We start from the raw sequence: 16,327 nt of genomic DNA on the forward strand, positions 1-16,327 counted from the left end.
CTCCCAATTAACCAGGAGGCATCATTTCATTTATTCCCGAACAGAATCCAACTTTTGGGCACATTTCAATAAGAGTTCATTTTGTCTGAGAACCTCATCCCAGTCGTTCTTATGAATTGCCTCTCTTTGAATTTCCAAATGGTGAACAAGTATTCTGATTAGTTTTTCAGATTGGTCGTTTACTGTGGACGACTTTGATCCTGCATATCTTGTCAAGACAGAGGAGCCTTGAAGTTCTTTTTCCTTTCTATTATTTAAAGCAGAAAAAACAGCATTGAGCAACAACCTTGCTGAAATGGGCTTAGTCAGGTAATTATCCGCTCCAAGGGCTAGGCCTCTTTCTTTGTCTTCCTTTCTGGCTTTTGCACTTAGGAATATAAATGGCGTGTTGAGAAACTTTTCCTGAGTCCGGATGAATTCGAGAAATTGAAATCCATCCATTATCGGCATCATGATGTCACATATAATTAAGTCAATTTCATGATCATTCAGTTTCGAAATTGCGTCCTCCCCATGATCGGCAGTAAGTAGCCTAAATCCATTGTATTCCAGAATTTCCTTGAGATTCTGTTGCAGTTCGATTTCATCCTCAATCAGCAATAGCGTTTCTTTCATATGGAAGGATGACGGTAAATGTGGAACCTTTATTTTCTTCTGATTCGCAGGTGAGTTTTCCTCCCAACTTTTTAATCAAATCGTTGACAATGCTCAGTCCTAGTCCTGTGCCTTTGATATTTTTTACATTGGAGGCTCTGAAAAAGGTGTCAAAAATAAATTTTGTCTCCTCTTTGGGTATTCCGATTCCAAAATCGATCACTTTGACGTGGACTGATTTTTCATTTGGAAGTAGGCTCAGGATCGGCTTAGGAGATCCCTCAGGTGAATATTTAATGGCATTTTCAATCAGATTTCGAAATATGTGGAAAAGTAAGTCAGGGTCGGATTTGATCATCAGGGGCTTTTCTCCCAGATCCAATTGGACTTTAGTCTCATTCTCCTTATGGGCAAACTGATTAAATACCAACTGGATAATCATCGCCCTGAGGTCCAGTTCAATTTGATTAAACTGAAGCTTCCCTTCGTTATTTTTCTCAAAGAGCATCACATCCGAAATGATCTGGGTAAGCCGACCAAGCTGAATGTGGATTTTTCTAATCTGCTTGACCAATCCTTCGTGGGCCTTTGGTTCTTGCACAACTTCTGTAAAGATTTCCATCATGTCCACGGAGCTCTGAATAGTAGCAAGAGGAGTCCGTAGTTCATGGGAAGTCATGGAGATAAACTTGGACTTTAATTGATTTAGCTCTATTTCCTTTTCCAAGGTTTTTTTGAGCTCTTCTAATACGAGTTCTCGCTCAGTCACATCCCGGGAAGCTGCCAAATACGAAGTTAATTCCCCTTTCTCGGTGTAAATGGGCTTCCACAGCATTTCAAGCCTGATTTCTTTTCCGGTATGGGAATGCTTAAGGGGGATGATGAATCTCGGAAATTTGGAAAAATCCGTGCCCTCATGTGGCTTAAAGTCAAAGAGGTGGAAGAAATCCTTTCCAATAAACAAGTCTGCTTTATATCCTGTCACTTTCTCAATGGAGGGGGAGGCATAGACTGTTTTCAGTTCAAGATCATGAAGCGTGACAATATCATCTATGTTTTCCGAAAGCAGCTGATAGAGGCTTTCTGACTGTTTTTGAAGCATTTCAGCGTTTCTCTTATCCCGGTTTACATTAAGGGATGCTATCAGGTTGGCATAGCTGGACAAAAAAGGATTCAAAAAGTCCACATCCTCCTGGGTATAGGGTTTTTCTTTATTGGCCAATCCAACCATTCCCACAAACTTCTCCCCTTTGAAAATCGGAATTCCCAAAAACCGGTGAAGCAAAGGATGGCCAGGAGGAGTAGCATGCGGACTTCTTCGGGAATCTTTTTCTACTTCATTACAGATCATCGTCTCTTTGTTCACCAAGACCCATCCAAATAGGGAATTGAGATTCCTAAACTCCATTCCAACCCTGAAATTTCTCTGGTAATATTCGTCCACTTCATCACTCCAGGAGATGTTGCTGATCGCATTGGACTTCAGATAGGGCATGCCATTTTCATCATACAATACTTCTCCCAAAAACCCGAAAGAACTATCCGTGAAACCAATGAGACTTTCCAAAAGCATGTAAAAAGTATCCTGGATCTCATTATCCATTGAAAAATCCATTTGGGTCTGATTAATGGCTTGGATGACATCATTCATCCTAATCAGTTCCAGTTCGCTAAGCTTACGCTTGTTGATATTATAAAAAACGAGTGCCCTGGCAACACCCAATTTATAAGGTATTAATTGACAGCTGATACTATACCACTGCACACCTTCTTTGGTGTTGATTTGTGCTTCATAGTTCGAAAAATTGGAGTTTGCCTGGATAAAATTTAAAAATGATTCCCTGGAATCCGAAGAGACAATCTGATTGATCCAGTAAACTTCAAAATCACCCAATCCAAAATTGCTGCTCTGAAAATTTTCATAGAAGGCAAAATTATAATAGAGCAGTTTGAAATCATCATCCTTACAGAGGATGAAAGGGAAAGGGAGATTTTCGGTAATTATCCTAAACCTGTTTTCAGTCTGGTCCAGTTGGACTTCCTTGTTCTTTTTTTCAGTAATGTCCGAAATCCTCCCATGGATTCGCACTGCCTTTTGATCCGAACCGTATTCAATACCCGATTTATCATAGACCCAAGCGATACTTCCATCTGGCTTCAGGATGCGGTATTCCATTTCGAATAGTGGAAGTTTTTTCTCAACAAACTCCGTGAAGGTTCGCTTGACCACTGGACGGTCTTCAGGTACTATTTGCATCCACCAGAACTGTGGATCTGACATAAAATCCTCCCTCTTAAAGCCGAACCGCTCAATTTTCTCAGAAATAATTAATAGCCTGCCAGTTTGTGCATCCAAAGAATAAAGAACGTCCTCAACTGTTTCGAAAAGCGCCTTGAATTTTGATTCGCTTTCCTTAAGCAAATCGAAATTGATCTGACTTTGATGGACATCGTTGATGGTTCCAAAAAATTCAATCCGATCCCCTTTTTGATTTTTTTTCAGGTTGACTCTTACATAATACAAGGATCCGTCAACCTTTCTAAATGCAGTTCGGATTGACAGGTTTCGCTCCCCTTTGACATCCAGCAAGGCCAATTCCAAATTCAACTGCCTTGCCCCTTCCTCTACAAAGAAACAGCTGAGGGGTTTTCCTACACAGTCCTGGATTTTTCGGTCGGTCATTTTCGACCATGCTCCATTCAGGTAGGTTATGTTCAAGCTTTTGTCAAGCTTGAATACTACGTCCTGGATATTTGAAATAATCTGTTTGTACTTGCGCTGATTTCTGACCGCTTTTTTAAAGCTTCTTTTTGCAAAAATCAAATTACCCAACGTAGTGGCGAATGCATGCAAGGCACTTACCTGTTCCGGAGTAAATAGCTCTTCCCGGGTACAGTTGTCAAAACCTATAAATCCCCAAAACTCATTGTGTACCAAAATGGGGATAAACAAATAGGCCATGATATCCTGTTGAGCCATGACTTCCTTAAATACCTCATTGGGCGACTCCCTGACAAATCCATTTTGGACTTTGTTATTTCTCAGGTCAACTTCCAATTCCGGAAAAATACTCCAAGGAACTCCAAACAGATTTTCATTATCCATCTGAACACTAATCCCCTCCCTGCACCATTCGTCGAGATAGGTAAGACAAAACTCGCCCTCAGGATTATAGTAATTGCGAAAAACATAAACCCGGTCAACAGAGGAAGCCTCTCCAAGTTTTGGTAGGATTCGGTTTATGGCCTTTCTCAGATTCTTGGTCCCTTCCAAAAGGGCATAAGACTCTCCAATTGTTGATAATATTTTTACACTTAAGTGGGTTTTATCGCTCATTTTGGATGAATTGTAAAAAGATTAAATATACAAGCCGATAAATTTTCGATTTTACACTTTATATATATTTTTATTCATTTCACTTCAGTGTTAGATACTCTTATAGAGAAAAAGGTTCAAATTTATGCATGAGCTTGAAAGTATTGATAATTGAGGACGAGCAAGACCTAGCCGAAAATATTTCAGATTACCTAATCCAGCATGGATATGAGGTCATTGGGATCATTACCACGGCTGAGGATGTTCCGGAATTTTTGGATCTGCATCAAGCAGATTTGTTTTTGGTGGATATCATGCTCAAAGGCAATGTCAAAGGAATAGAAATTGCCTCCACAATCAGAAAAAAAAATCCCAAGAGTGGAATTCTGTTTACCACAGCGTTGTCAGCCAAAAGCGTATTGGACAAAATTTCCGACACCCTTTACGATGGATATTTATTAAAACCATTTAGCTTAAAATCGCTGGAATCAACCCTTTACCTGATTTCAAAAAAACTTGAGAAACCCGAGGAAAATATAAAATCGGGTCAAAAAAGGAATCTTTTGCCTATAAGAGATAAGGGGAAAATTATTCTCATTGATGAAAACGATATACAATTCATCAAAGCGGAAGGTTTGTACCTGAGAATCTACACCGAAAATAAAGTGTATTTGATTCGGGATCTGTTGAAAACATTTTTACCTAAACTCAATGAGGAAAAATTCCTCAGGATTCATAAGTCTTTTGTGATAAATCTAAAAAAGGTCAAAGGCTTGACCTCAAAAGAGTGCACAATCCTCGATCAGCAGATACCTATCAGAAGAGGATTTTACAAAGACTTTCTGTCTTTATTACAAAGTAAGAAATACATCTAACATCCAGATCTTCTATTTTTTTTAAAAGAAAAAACCCTGTGGTTACAGGGTTTTGAAAAATTACAAACAAATGAAAACTCCGGGGTGACACAACTTTTCAATTATTTTTCTAGATGATTATTAAATCATGTTTGAATATAAGGTGAAAAGAAATCCGGCTTTCATGCTGATTACAACATTGTATATGTAAGGATGATTTACTTATACAAAATGTATTCTATTAGTTCTCTTTGGATAGTTCTTTTTGGAAAACCAATTATAAAAGTGAGCACATAATTTCACCTTCCAAATTTCCCTTTGAGCATCGCCAGTTTATCAGCCATTGAGCCTTGGGGTTCTTCTTCTTTTTGGGGTTTTGGTACCGGTTTTCCGGGATTTTTTCCCCGCTCTGCAAACGGGTCAGCTTTCATACTTAATGCAATTCGCTTTCTGGGGATATCCACTTCCACCACCGTTACCTGGACTTTTTGGGTCACTGTCACCACTTCATTGGGGTCTTTGACGAATCGATCGGCCAAATGACTCAGGTGCACCAAGCCGTCCTGATGAACTCCGATATCCACAAAAGCCCCAAAGGCGGTAATATTGGTCACCACTCCAGGCAGCTTCATCCCGACCTTAAGATCAGCCATGGAATTGACTCCTTCCTGGAAATTAAAGACCTCAAATGTCTCACGTGGATCCCGCCCCGGTTTGGCCAGTTCCTCCAAAATATCCTGAAGGGTCGGTAGTCCAACTGTCTCGGAAACATAGTTTTTGAGGACAATCCGCTTTCGTAATTCCTCCGAACTCATCAATTCCTTCACCGAAGCGCCTAAGTCCTTAGCCATTTTTTCGACCAAGTCGTATCGCTCGGGATGCACTGCTGACGCGTCCAACGGATGCTTCGCTTTGCTTATTCTCAAGAAACCTGCAGCCTGTTCAAACGCTTTTTCACCCAAGCGAGGCACTTTCTTGAGTTGGGCACGGCTGGTAAACGGTCCGTTTTCAGTTCGGAAGTCCACGATATTTTGAGCCAAAACGGGGCCCAATCCAGAAACATAAGTCAGCAATTGCTTGGAAGCGGTGTTGACCTCCACTCCTACTCCGTTTACAGCAGACATCACAGTATCGTCCAGGGAATTTTTCAATGCATTCTGATCCACATCGTGCTGGTATTGACCCACCCCGATGGATTTGGGGTCGATTTTTACCAACTCCGCCAAAGGATCCATCAGCCGGCGACCGATCGAAACAGCTCCCCTTACCGTCAGATCCAAGCCCGGAAATTCTTCCCTTGCCACATCCGAAGCGGAGTAAATGGAGGCACCTGCTTCGTTGACCATCGTCACGATTACCGATTTTGGAAGGTTCAAGCTTTTGACAAAAGCCTCTGTTTCTCTTCCGGCGGTACCATTGCCGATGGCAATGGCCTGTATGTCAAACTTGTCCACCAAGCCTTTTACGGTCATGCCTGCAGCAGAGGACTGACGCTGTGGTTCGTGTGGGTAGATTGCTTCATAATGTAAAAACTGTCCCTGAGGTCCAAGACATACCAACTTACAGCCTGTTCGGAAACCGGGGTCAATGGCCATCACAGTCTTCTCGCCAAGGGGAGCTCCCAACAGCAACTGCCGCAGATTTTCCGCAAACACTTTGATTGCTTCCTCGTCTGCCTTCTTTTTGGTCAAGAGCCGAACTTCCGTTTCCATGCTTGGCTTGAGCAGTCGTTTGTAGCAGTCCTTGATGGCCAGTTTAACTTGGTCAACTGCCGAGTTGGCGGCATTTTCAAGTATTTGCCGTTCCATTAGTGCTGTCGCCGACAGCTCATCCGGACAGGTGTCCAGCATCAGAAAGAGCTCCTTTTCCCCTCTTCTCATTGCTAAAACCCGGTGAGAAGGTGCGGTTTTGATTGGTTCGGACCATTCGAAATAGTCTTTGTATTTAATTGCTTCGGCTTCTTTTCCTGGAATCACACGGGAGGTAAACACACCTTCCTCGAGGAAAAGCTTTCGCATTTTTTCACGCAAAGAAGCATTTTCGTTGATCCATTCAGCTATAATGTCCCTAGCTCCCTGAAGCGCTTCCTCGATCGTTTTCACCTCCTTTTCCTCACTCAAATATTTTTCCGCTTCCCCATCCAAATCGAATGAAGTCTGTGCAAAAATCCGCTCGGCGAGTGGCTCAAGTCCTTTTTCCCGGGCAATGGTAGCTTTGGTCCGGCGCTTGGGCTTGTAGGGCAAGTAGATATCCTCCAGCTTGGACATGGTCTCAGCTGCATCAATGGCTTTTCTTAGTTCGGGAGTCAATTTCCCTTGCTCGTCGATGGATTTGAGGATGGCCTCTCTGCGTTTATCCAGTTCGCGTAGCTGCTCGATCCGGTCACGGATGGTAGCCACTTGTACTTCGTCGAGGGTTCCAGTGGCTTCCTTTCTGTATCGGGAAATAAAAGGAACTGTTGCCCCTCCGTCCAGGAGTTCAATCGTAGCTTGCACCTGATGCGGTTTTACTCCAAGTTCGGAGGCTATTTTACTTTCGTAATTCATATTTTGAGAAAATCTACTTCAGAAACAAGGTCGCAAGATACGCCTGCTTTTGATGCCAAAAACCCAAAATGTGCGACTTGTCACTAAGGGACTGATTTAAAGATTGTAAAATTGCAAGATTGAAAAATTGAAAAACTGGGTTGGAAAGTTGGAAGTTTTAAAAGCTGAGAAGTTCCCGAGAGGGATGGTTCAAAACACTTCCAAGGCCTCGTATTTCGTAAATCGTACTTCGTACTTCAAATGGATTGGAAAAAAGAAATTAAGTCCTGGGGCCTTATCTTGGCCTTTTTTGTATTTCTCTACTTTACTGGCCTGCTGCCGGTAATTCAGGGGGCCATTCAATCCGTGTTGCTTTCCACAGGACTGATCAAACCCAAACTGGAAATACCTGACCTTACTAACCAAAAATTCGATTATCGGGGACAGTTCAAGGACTTTGAAGGAAACATCGTGGATCTTCAAAATTATCGGGGCAAGACCGTTTTCATCAATCTTTGGGCGTCCTGGTGCGGACCTTGCCGTGCAGAGATGCCTCACATTTCGGAATTGTACAAATCCGTCAAAGACACGCCGAATCTCGAATTTCTGATGATTGGGCTGGACAATGACTTTAACAAAAGCAAGGATTTCATGGAAGGGAAAACCTGGGCTTTTCCGACAGTCCATGCTAGTTTTGGCATCAATCAAAGCCTGCAAAGTGAATCGATCCCGACCACTTTGGTTGTCAACAAGGAAGGGAAGATTGTTTTTTACCAGCAGGGTATGAGCAATTTCAATACGGACGAATTCCGGAATTTTCTCCTATCGCAGTAAAAACAATTTGAACCAAGCGGAAGCATATTTTCACTTTTCGGGTTGGAGAGATCGATGATTTATCATAATCTTTAACAGCCAACCCAAGTAACCTATGAAGAAGTCCTCCCTGATCCTATTCTGGGCATTTTTTTCCATACCCTTTTCATTTGCACAGAAATCCGTCATTTGGTACCAACAGCCCGCCCAAAATTGGGATGAAGCCCTTCCGATCGGAAATGGCAGGTTGGGTGCCATGGTCTTTGGTATACCCGGAAAGGAGCGCATCCAGCTTAACGAGGATTCACTTTGGCCTGGAGGACCCGAAGACTGGGGCTTGGCAGATGGCACTCCAAAAGATCTGGAGCAAATCCGAAACTACCTCATCTCTGGAGATCATGCCAAAGCAGACTCCCTTCTGGTGTTGAAATTTTCCAGAAAAGAAATCACCCGCTCCCATCAAACTTTGGGTGATTTGTGGCTTGATTTCGACTGGAATTCCGTGACCGATTACAAGCGGAGTCTCGATTTGGAAGAGGCAATTTCGCTTACCGAATTCAAAAGCGAAGGGTATGAAGTGAGTCAGGAAGTCATTTCATCCGCTCCGGATGATGCCATTTTTATCAGACTGAAGACCACACATCCAGATGGATTTCGAGGAGCAATCCGACTCAACAGGCCTGAGGATCAGGGGTACCCGACGGCCGAATCCAAAGCCCTAAATAACAATCTCCTGCAAATGACCGGGATGATAACCCAACGATCAGGTCAAATCGATTCCAAACCCTACCCAATTCTTCATGGAGTAAAATTCAAAACCCTGGTGTTGGCACAAAATCATGACGGGGAAATCAAGTCAACCTCCAATCGCCTGGAGGTCAGTGGAGCAAAGGAAATCATCCTCAAACTCGTCACCGCAACTTCTTATTATTCCCCGGATTTCGAAAAGCAAGTAGAAGCCCAAATCGATCAGATCAGCTTCAAAAGCTGGGGAGAAGTCCATTCCACTCATGTCCGGGAATATAAATCCTGGTACAAACGTATGAGTTTAAAGCTTGGAGAATCAACTTCTAAGGACATCCCTACCGATCAGCGAATTCAGAATGTCAAAGCTGGTCATACAGATCTTCACCTCGAAAAACTGCTCTTTGACTTTGGACGCTACCTCCTGATATCCTCCTCCCGTCCCGGCACCAACCCGGCCAACTTGCAGGGAATCTGGAATCAGCACATCGCTGCACCTTGGAACGCGGACTATCACCTGAACATCAATCTGCAGATGAACTATTGGCCGACTGAGGTGACCAATCTGAGCGAACTTCACGGTCCGCTTTTTGACTTTACAGATGACTTGATTGAAAACGGGAAAAAAGTCGCCTCCAATAATTTCAACATGCGGGGATCCATGCTCCCACACACCACTGATTTGTGGAAAATCCCCTTTCTGCAGTCTTCCACCGCCTATTGGGGAAGTTGGGTCGGAGCCGGAGCTTGGCTGGGCAGGCACTATTGGGAGCATTACCTGTTTACCGGTGATCGGGATTTTTTGGAAAAACGGGCCTTTCCTGCCTTTGAACAATTGGTGCTATTCTATTCCGATTGGCTGATGACTGATCCACGGGATGGAACCTTGGTCTCAGCCCCATCGACTTCTCCGGAAAATCAGTTCATCAATGAAAAAGGCCAAAAAGCTGCGGCTACACTTGGCGCTGCTATGGATCAACAGTTGATTCATGACATATTCTCCATTTATCTGAAATCCTCCGAAATCCTCGGGAAACGATCTCCCCAGAGCGATAAAATTCAAGCCCAACTCGGTAAACTGCGCACAGGAATCCAACTGGGTTCCGATGGCCGAATACTGGAGTGGGATCGAGAATATGAAGAGCCAGAAAAGGGCCACCGACACATGTCCCATCTCTATGCTTTTCATCCGGGAGCAGCCATCACCAAAAGTCAAACCCCGGAATATTTTCAGGCAGTCAAAAAGACCCTTGATTTCCGCTTGGCAAATGGCGGAGCAGGTCCGGGTTGGTCCAGGGCCTGGCTGATCAACTTTTCAGCAAGACTTCTGGATGGAGAAATGGTGCACGAACATGTCGAAAAACTCATTACCCATAGCCTTCTTCCCAATCTGTTTGACGGACACCCCCCATTTCAGATCGATGGGAATTTTGGCTACACAGCTGGAGTAGCCGAAGCCTTGATCCAATCCCACGAAGAGGGAATCATCCGGATTTTGCCTGCTTTGCCCAAAGCCTGGGAATCTGGGAAAGTAACCGGAATCAAAGCCAGAGGAGGATTTACGCTGGATTTTACTTGGGAAAATGGGGAAGTGAAAACGGTGAAAATCCTATCCAATTTGGGAAAGAAAACAAAGCTTTTTGCTGACGGATCAGAAATCGACCTGGAATTGAAGCCCGGGGAAAGTTTGGAAATGGAGTTCTAACCCCAATTTTAACCTAAGATCACGAGAGCCAAAAAATTTCCCTAAATTCCGAAAATGAGCAATTCATCACCCAAAGTCCTCATTGTTGGAGGTGGTTTTTCGGGCATTGCCGCAGCCAAAAAACTTCATAAATCAGGTATTTCTTTTCAGGTTCTGGAAGCACGGGAACGACTGGGAGGAAGGGTTTTCACCAAAACTCTGACCGAGGATCTCTATGTGGATTTTGGAGGCCAATGGATCGGTCCGACCCAGGACCGGATGTACGAGCTCTGCCGGGAATATGGAATCGAGTATTTCGAAACCTACAATCAGGGTAAAAACATCCTTGACCTTCGTGGAAAGATCAAAACTTACACTGGCGTAATTCCCAAAATAGACCTGTTTTCTTTACTCAATCTGGATTGGGTGATCCGAAAACTGGAACGACTCGCCCGTCAGATAGATTTGAATTCCCCCTGGTCGCATCCCAAAGCCGGTGAATTTGACAGCCAAACACTGGAAGATTTTCTTAGAAAAAACTCCAAAACCAATGCCTGCTACCAGGTAATTCGGGTGGGGTGTGAGACGATTTTTGCCTGTGAACTTCATGAGCTTTCACTTCTCCATGCGCTGTTTTACATCAAATCCGGCACTTCATTGGATTGCCTGATCAATATAAAAAACGGAGCGCAACTCCACCGCATCAAAGGAGGAATGCAGACTATTGTAGACAAAATGGCGGAGGCTTTTCCGGAAAACATCCGTTTTAATTCTCCTGTCCGAAAGATCGAAAAAACCGATTCCGGTATTTTGGTGATTTCTGATTCCGGCTCATTCACCTGTGAAAAGGTGATTTTTGCTGTTCCACCTCCACTTTTGGAGGAAATTAAAATTTTCCCCGGGCTTTCGGAGGAAAAGAAAAATCTGATCAAAGATTACCCCATGGGCCGGGTTGGAAAGTGCTTTATGATTTACAAGTCTCCTTTCTGGCGGAAATCCGGTTTCAGCGGACAGGCAGTTTCGGACGGAATCACTCCCTTCCAGACACTTTTTGACTGCTCTCCCGCTAATTCAAACTATGGGATACTAATGGGATTTACCATTGGAAACCGAGCCAAATCCTATTTTGAGCTTTCCAAAGAAGACCGCAAATCGCAAATGCAAAAGTTATTGGTTTCCTATTTTGGAAGTGAAGCTGCCAAATCCATCCGATATGAAGACTTCACCATGACCGATGAGACTTGGTCGCGAGGTTGCTATGCTGCCTTGATGCCTACAGGAGCTTGGACCAATTTTCGTGACAGCTATCGAAAATCCGCTGATCCCTTTTTCTTTGCGGGGACAGAAGCCGCTACGAGATGGCATGGATACATCGAAGGAGCAGTTTTGGCGGGTGAAGCAGCTGCAAATGAAGTACTTATTTCCCTGAAAAAATGATCAAGAAAATCATCAGTTTAATCATTCTCTGTGTGTTTATCTGGATGATTTGGTCTTTTTCAGGACGCAATCATCCCCTTCCTTTGGTGGACGCTCAAATCACTGAAATCCAGGAAATCAATCCTTCGGACAGTCTGGACCGATCCATAGTAGGAATCCAACCTTATATGCTGGCATCAGATTATTTTTCCCAGGCCATGTTTAAGGAAAAAATGGGCATTTATCTCAGGGAGGCAAAAAAGAGCAACCTGATTCGAAAAAAATCCATAGTCCTTTTCCCAGAATACATTGGAACTTGGCTGGTCTTGGAAGGAGAAAAACATTCCATCGCAACCGAAGAAACCCTTCAGGATGCCATGACTATCATGGTCGTCAGTAATCTGTTTGAATTTGTAAAATCCCTTCCGGCAGCAGCCGATGCCAAAGACAAAGCAGCGGCAGCGATTTTCAGAATGAAAGCAAGGAAAATGGCAAAGAGTTATTTTTCCACATTCAGTGAATTGGCCATTGAATACAAGACTTACATCGCTGCGGGATCGATCATTCTTCCCGGTCCGGGCGTGGAAAATGGAAACTTGGTCTTGGACACTGATAAGCCCCTTTACAACGCCTCCTTTATCTTTGGCCCGGATGGTAAAATCGTCGGATCTCCCATATTGAAAGCTTTTCCCATCGAATCCGAACAGCCATTTCTTGCAACGTCCGATCCGCTACAAATCCCGACTTTTGATCTTCCTATCGGTAAAACCTCCCTTTTGATCTGTGCAGACAGCTGGTATCCTGAGGCCTATCAAACTGCAAAAAATGAAAACGTTGAGATAATCCTGGTCCCCTCCTACTGCACCGGAAATGGCACCATGGAAAAGCTTTGGCAAGGATACAGTGGCTATCCTGAACCCACGGGGACCGAACTTGACGACATCAATCAAATCTCGGAGCGTCAGGCTTGGGAGAAATATGCCCTACCTGGAAAAATCAAAACTACCTCCGCACAAGTGGGTATGAATGTTTTTTTGCGTGGGGAACTGTGGGATTTGGGAACGGATGGGCAGCCTTTGGTGGTAAGTCAGGGTGAACTTTTACCGGTGAAAGCAGCGGAAAAAGCAGGAATTTGGAGTCTTAATTTCTGAGAAATGTGTGACACGCTGGTTGCCCTGCCTCAAAGAACCCGCTCAGGTAATCTGATTTTGGGAAAAAACTCCGACCGGGAACCACTCGAGGCACAGGCAATCGTTCATTTCCCCAGAAAACTGACTTCCCAAAAGGAAGTGCAATGCACCTACATTTCCATTCCCCAAGCTAAGGAGACGTTTGAAGTTATTCTTTCCAAGCCCTTTCAGATGTGGGGAGCCGAGATGGGTGTCAATGAATTTGGGCTGGTAATCGGAAATGAGGCCGTATTCACCAATGTGAAATTTGACAAGAAAGCAGTCGGATTGACAGGCATGGATCTCCTCAGATTGGCCTTGGAGCGGTGCAAAACGGCCAACGAGGCCTTGAAAACCTTGGTAACTTTGCTGAATGAGTACGGTCAAAATGCCTGCGGAGGATACCAAAACCAAGACTTCTACTACCACAACAGCTTTCTGATTGCAGATCCGGATCAAGCCTACATTTTGGAAACCGCCGGGAAATCCTGGGCCTATCGGCAGGTCGAATCCCTCGGGAGCATTTCCAACGGATTGACAATCGGGGAGGATTATCAGGAAGTCCATTGGGAAAAAGAACCCCGGACAATCCAAAAACTCTTTGCGGGAAAACACCTGAATTTCAGGGAGTACTTTTCGGATCTGCTGTACACCACCGCTGGAAGATCCAAATCAAGACAAGCTTGTACCCTTGATTTTTTATCAAAACGGGAAAAGCTGAGCGTTTCTGACTTTTTTCAGGGTTTGCGTCAGCATAATCATCCGGAAGGAGAATTTGACCCCAAAAAAGCAACCACCGGCAGCATTTGCATGCATGCCACAGGCTTTACCAACCCTTCGGATACCACCGGAAGTATGGTAGCTGAGATTCGCAAAGACAGAGCAACCACTGTTTGGTTGAGTGGTACCTCTTACCCTTGCCTTAGCCTTTATTTACCTGTTTACTTTGGAACTTCAATAGACTCCCCCGTACTTTCACCGGGTGGAAATCCGGATGAAAGCCTCTGGTGGCAGGCTAAAAAAGTCCACCAAATCATCCTGAAAAACTACTCCAAGCTCCAACCTGACTACCGAAAACGGCTTGATGAAATTCAGCAAAAGTGGCTGGAAAAAGATCGGGAGTTAATTGAGAAAAGTGCCTCCAATGAGGAATTGAGCCGATTTTCCGATTCCTGTCTGCACCAGTATCTCCAATTTCTCAGAGAAATTCAGGGTTAAAAACATCAGGTTTTCCCTGACAAAAGTCACCTGAGAACAAAGCTTATAACAGCCTATGAAAATGGATTAACAACGCCTGCTTGGGTAATTTTGGCTGTTTATTTGAATTCATTACCAGCACTCAATCAATGCATCAATCTTCCGGACTTCATTCCTTCCACATCCCGGTCATGGGATTGGGATATACTGTAGAAACTCCTCTCAAAGTAGCCAAATTTGGAATTTCCAGCGTGGTCTCCATCATGGATGACTTTCTGCTGGAGGACATGCGGAAAATCCATTCCCAAAAATTGAATCTTCCTTTCGAACCCATTTCCGAGGAGGAGGAAGACTATCGGGCCAAGCGAATTCAAGCCTATCTGGACTTTTTGCATTCGGCCATTCATCAACAAATCGAACAACTGAAATCTGAAAATTGGGAGGAAGAAGGATCGATGAATCAGTTGGTTTCTTTGCTGCCAGAAAACAGTCTGCTCGCTCAACTTTTCCACGAATTCATGATCGCTGATGAATCGGAAAAGCATAGCTTGAAAGCTAAAATCCTAAAGTTGTTGAAGCCTGGATCAGTTGATGTCAACATCATGACCAAAGTCGATAAACTTAATTATGACAAAGAAGGCAAGGAACTTCCCCGAGAATATTCCGATGCACTTTCAGCTTTGAGAGCTTTTGCAAAAAGTAAACTTCATGCTTCCGTGGTCTTTTCAGCAGGCATGAACCCTGCCCTTTACAGTTATGCGGAGCAGTTTGAAGGATTTTTCCCAGACAAAACCGGAAACATCCAAAAGAGAATCATTTTGAAAGTGAGCGATTACCGTTCAGCTCTGATTCAAGGAAAATTCCTGGCAAAAAAAGGGCTATTTGTATCCGAGTTTCGAATAGAATCCGGCCTCAATTGCGGAGGGCATGCCTTTGCCACGGACGGATTCTTAGCGGGTCCTATTCTGGAGGAGTTTAAAACCAACCGGGCAGAACTCATTTCTACTATCCGTCAGTCTTGCAACCAAGCCTTGTGCGAAAAAGGACTTCCGCTTTTACCTGAAAGTGAAACCATCAAAATCACCTACCAAGGTGGAATAGGTACGGCTCATGAGGACAGTTTCCTGCGAAATCATTACCAATTGGACGGTACGGGTTGGGGAAGTCCATTCCTGCTGGTACCGGAAGCTACATCCGTGGACGAAGACACCTTGCAGCGCATCATCGAAGCAAAAAAGTCGGATTTCTTCCTAAGTCATGCCTCTCCTTTGGGTGTGCCGTTCAACAACCTGAGAACGAGCAGCGGTGAAAAACAGCGTTTGGAGCGGATCGAAAAAGGACGGCCGGGAAGTCCCTGCTACAAGAAGTTTTTGACCTTCAGCACGGAGTTTTCAGAAAAACCCATCTGCACCGCCTCACGGCAATACCAAAATCTGAAGAGCAAGTTTTTCAGCGAAGGAAAAGTGACACATCAGGAACTCACAGATACGCTGGAAAAAGACTGCCTTTGCGAGGGATTGAGTGCCCCTGCAATCTTAGCCCAGGGAGAAACCCCACGAAGAAACCTCAAAGCCGTGACCATCTGTCCCGGACCTAATCTCGCTTATTTCAAGGGAGTTTTCAGCCTGAAGGAAATGGTGGATCATATCTATGGAAAAATCAACCTTCGACTGGATTCCGAGAGGCCTCATGTTTTTGTGAAAGAAGCGCAACTCTATGTGGATTACCTGAAAAATGAATTCCAAAAATTGATTCCGGAGGCCTCGGCCAAGCAGGGAGCCTATCTGGAAAAGTTCAGAAAAAACCTCAACCTCGGACTGACCTATTATCAGGATTTGATCAATTCGATCCAGATGGATTCGGAGGAAATCCTCGAAAAAATGAAAAGCCAGCTTCAGGAGCTAAAAGCAGAAATTGAGCAATTGAGACCTGTTTTAAGCTAAAATTCAAAATATTTTCAAGTGAAAAAGGCAGCCTGTTAGCTGCCTTTTTGATGTTGAACCCAATCCCAAGTC

At 44.1% G+C, this 16,327-nt stretch carries 10 protein-coding genes; 7 read left to right on the forward strand and 3 right to left on the reverse strand.

The window, feature by feature from the left end; all coding sequences use genetic code 11:
* Positions 1-30: 30 nt before the first annotated feature.
* Together D0X99_RS11740 and D0X99_RS11745 are read right to left on the reverse strand one after the other, a co-directional pair.
* Positions 31-615, reverse strand: coding sequence for a response regulator (locus tag D0X99_RS11740; RefSeq protein ID WP_119478017.1), 585 nt, complete (start codon positions 613-615; stop codon positions 31-33).
* Positions 590-3,931, reverse strand: a complete 3,342-nt coding sequence (locus D0X99_RS11745) for a PAS domain S-box protein (RefSeq protein ID WP_119478018.1) — start codon at positions 3,929-3,931, stop codon at positions 590-592. Before D0X99_RS11745 ends, D0X99_RS11740 begins: the two co-directional genes overlap by 26 nt.
* A gap of 128 nt (positions 3,932-4,059) precedes the next feature.
* Here D0X99_RS11745 and D0X99_RS11750 point away from each other — a divergent pair, with 128 nt between their 5' ends.
* Positions 4,060-4,785, forward strand: a complete 726-nt coding sequence (locus D0X99_RS11750) for a LytR/AlgR family response regulator transcription factor (RefSeq protein WP_119478019.1) — start codon at positions 4,060-4,062, stop codon at positions 4,783-4,785.
* 278 nt (positions 4,786-5,063) lie between these two features.
* Here the strand turns inward: D0X99_RS11750 and D0X99_RS11755 are convergent, their stop codons facing one another.
* On the reverse strand, positions 5,064-7,310 hold the full coding sequence (locus tag D0X99_RS11755; protein ID WP_119478020.1) for a Tex family protein: 2,247 nt from the start codon (positions 7,308-7,310) through the stop codon (positions 5,064-5,066).
* A gap of 240 nt (positions 7,311-7,550) precedes the next feature.
* Here D0X99_RS11755 and D0X99_RS11760 point away from each other — a divergent pair, with 240 nt between their 5' ends.
* From D0X99_RS11760 to D0X99_RS11785, 6 genes are all read left to right on the forward strand, one after another.
* Positions 7,551-8,123 carry a TlpA family protein disulfide reductase gene (locus tag D0X99_RS11760; RefSeq protein ID WP_119478021.1) on the forward strand — a complete coding sequence of 191 codons (573 nt, stop codon included), beginning with the start codon at positions 7,551-7,553 and terminating at the stop codon, positions 8,121-8,123.
* 94 nt (positions 8,124-8,217) lie between these two features.
* On the forward strand, positions 8,218-10,551 hold the full coding sequence (locus D0X99_RS11765; protein WP_119478022.1) for a glycoside hydrolase family 95 protein: 2,334 nt from the start codon (positions 8,218-8,220) through the stop codon (positions 10,549-10,551).
* A gap of 54 nt (positions 10,552-10,605) precedes the next feature.
* Positions 10,606-11,967 (forward strand): flavin monoamine oxidase family protein, encoded by a 1,362-nt coding sequence (locus D0X99_RS11770; RefSeq protein ID WP_119478023.1) that lies wholly within the window; start codon positions 10,606-10,608, stop codon positions 11,965-11,967.
* Positions 11,964-13,097: a nitrilase-related carbon-nitrogen hydrolase gene (locus tag D0X99_RS11775; protein WP_119478024.1), complete on the forward strand. Its 1,134-nt coding sequence runs from the start codon at positions 11,964-11,966 to the stop codon at positions 13,095-13,097. The genes D0X99_RS11770 and D0X99_RS11775 overlap by 4 nt, the downstream gene beginning before the upstream one ends.
* 3 nt (positions 13,098-13,100) lie before the next feature.
* A complete protein-coding gene (locus tag D0X99_RS11780) occupies positions 13,101-14,333 on the forward strand; it encodes a carcinine hydrolase/isopenicillin-N N-acyltransferase family protein (protein ID WP_119478025.1) in 1,233 nt (410 codons plus the stop codon).
* Positions 14,334-14,461: 128 nt separating this feature from the next.
* Positions 14,462-16,255 carry a hypothetical protein gene (locus D0X99_RS11785; protein WP_119478026.1) on the forward strand — a complete coding sequence of 598 codons (1,794 nt, stop codon included), beginning with the start codon at positions 14,462-14,464 and terminating at the stop codon, positions 16,253-16,255.
* Positions 16,256-16,327: the final 72 nt, after the last annotated feature.

Origin of the sequence: Algoriphagus lacus (assembly GCF_003583985.1) — a bacterium.
In the GTDB taxonomy this organism is placed as follows: Bacteria; Bacteroidota; Bacteroidia; order Cytophagales; family Cyclobacteriaceae; genus Algoriphagus; species Algoriphagus lacus.

Excerpts from the sequence above, each read along its gene's own strand:
- D0X99_RS11740 (WP_119478017.1), bottom strand. The coding sequence starts at position 615 with ATGAAAGAAACGCTATTGCTGATTGAGGATGAAATCGAACTGCAACAG.
- D0X99_RS11745 (WP_119478018.1), bottom strand. The coding sequence starts at position 3,931 with ATGAGCGATAAAACCCACTTAAGTGTAAAAATATTATCAACAATTGGA.
- D0X99_RS11750 (WP_119478019.1), top strand. The coding sequence starts at position 4,060 with ATGAGCTTGAAAGTATTGATAATTGAGGACGAGCAAGACCTAGCCGAA.
- D0X99_RS11755 (WP_119478020.1), bottom strand. The coding sequence starts at position 7,310 with ATGAATTACGAAAGTAAAATAGCCTCCGAACTTGGAGTAAAACCGCAT.
- D0X99_RS11760 (WP_119478021.1), top strand. The coding sequence starts at position 7,551 with ATGGATTGGAAAAAAGAAATTAAGTCCTGGGGCCTTATCTTGGCCTTT.
- D0X99_RS11765 (WP_119478022.1), top strand. The coding sequence starts at position 8,218 with ATGAAGAAGTCCTCCCTGATCCTATTCTGGGCATTTTTTTCCATACCC.
- D0X99_RS11770 (WP_119478023.1), top strand. The coding sequence starts at position 10,606 with ATGAGCAATTCATCACCCAAAGTCCTCATTGTTGGAGGTGGTTTTTCG.
- D0X99_RS11775 (WP_119478024.1), top strand. The coding sequence starts at position 11,964 with ATGATCAAGAAAATCATCAGTTTAATCATTCTCTGTGTGTTTATCTGG.
- D0X99_RS11780 (WP_119478025.1), top strand. The coding sequence starts at position 13,101 with ATGTGTGACACGCTGGTTGCCCTGCCTCAAAGAACCCGCTCAGGTAAT.
- D0X99_RS11785 (WP_119478026.1), top strand. The coding sequence starts at position 14,462 with ATGCATCAATCTTCCGGACTTCATTCCTTCCACATCCCGGTCATGGGA.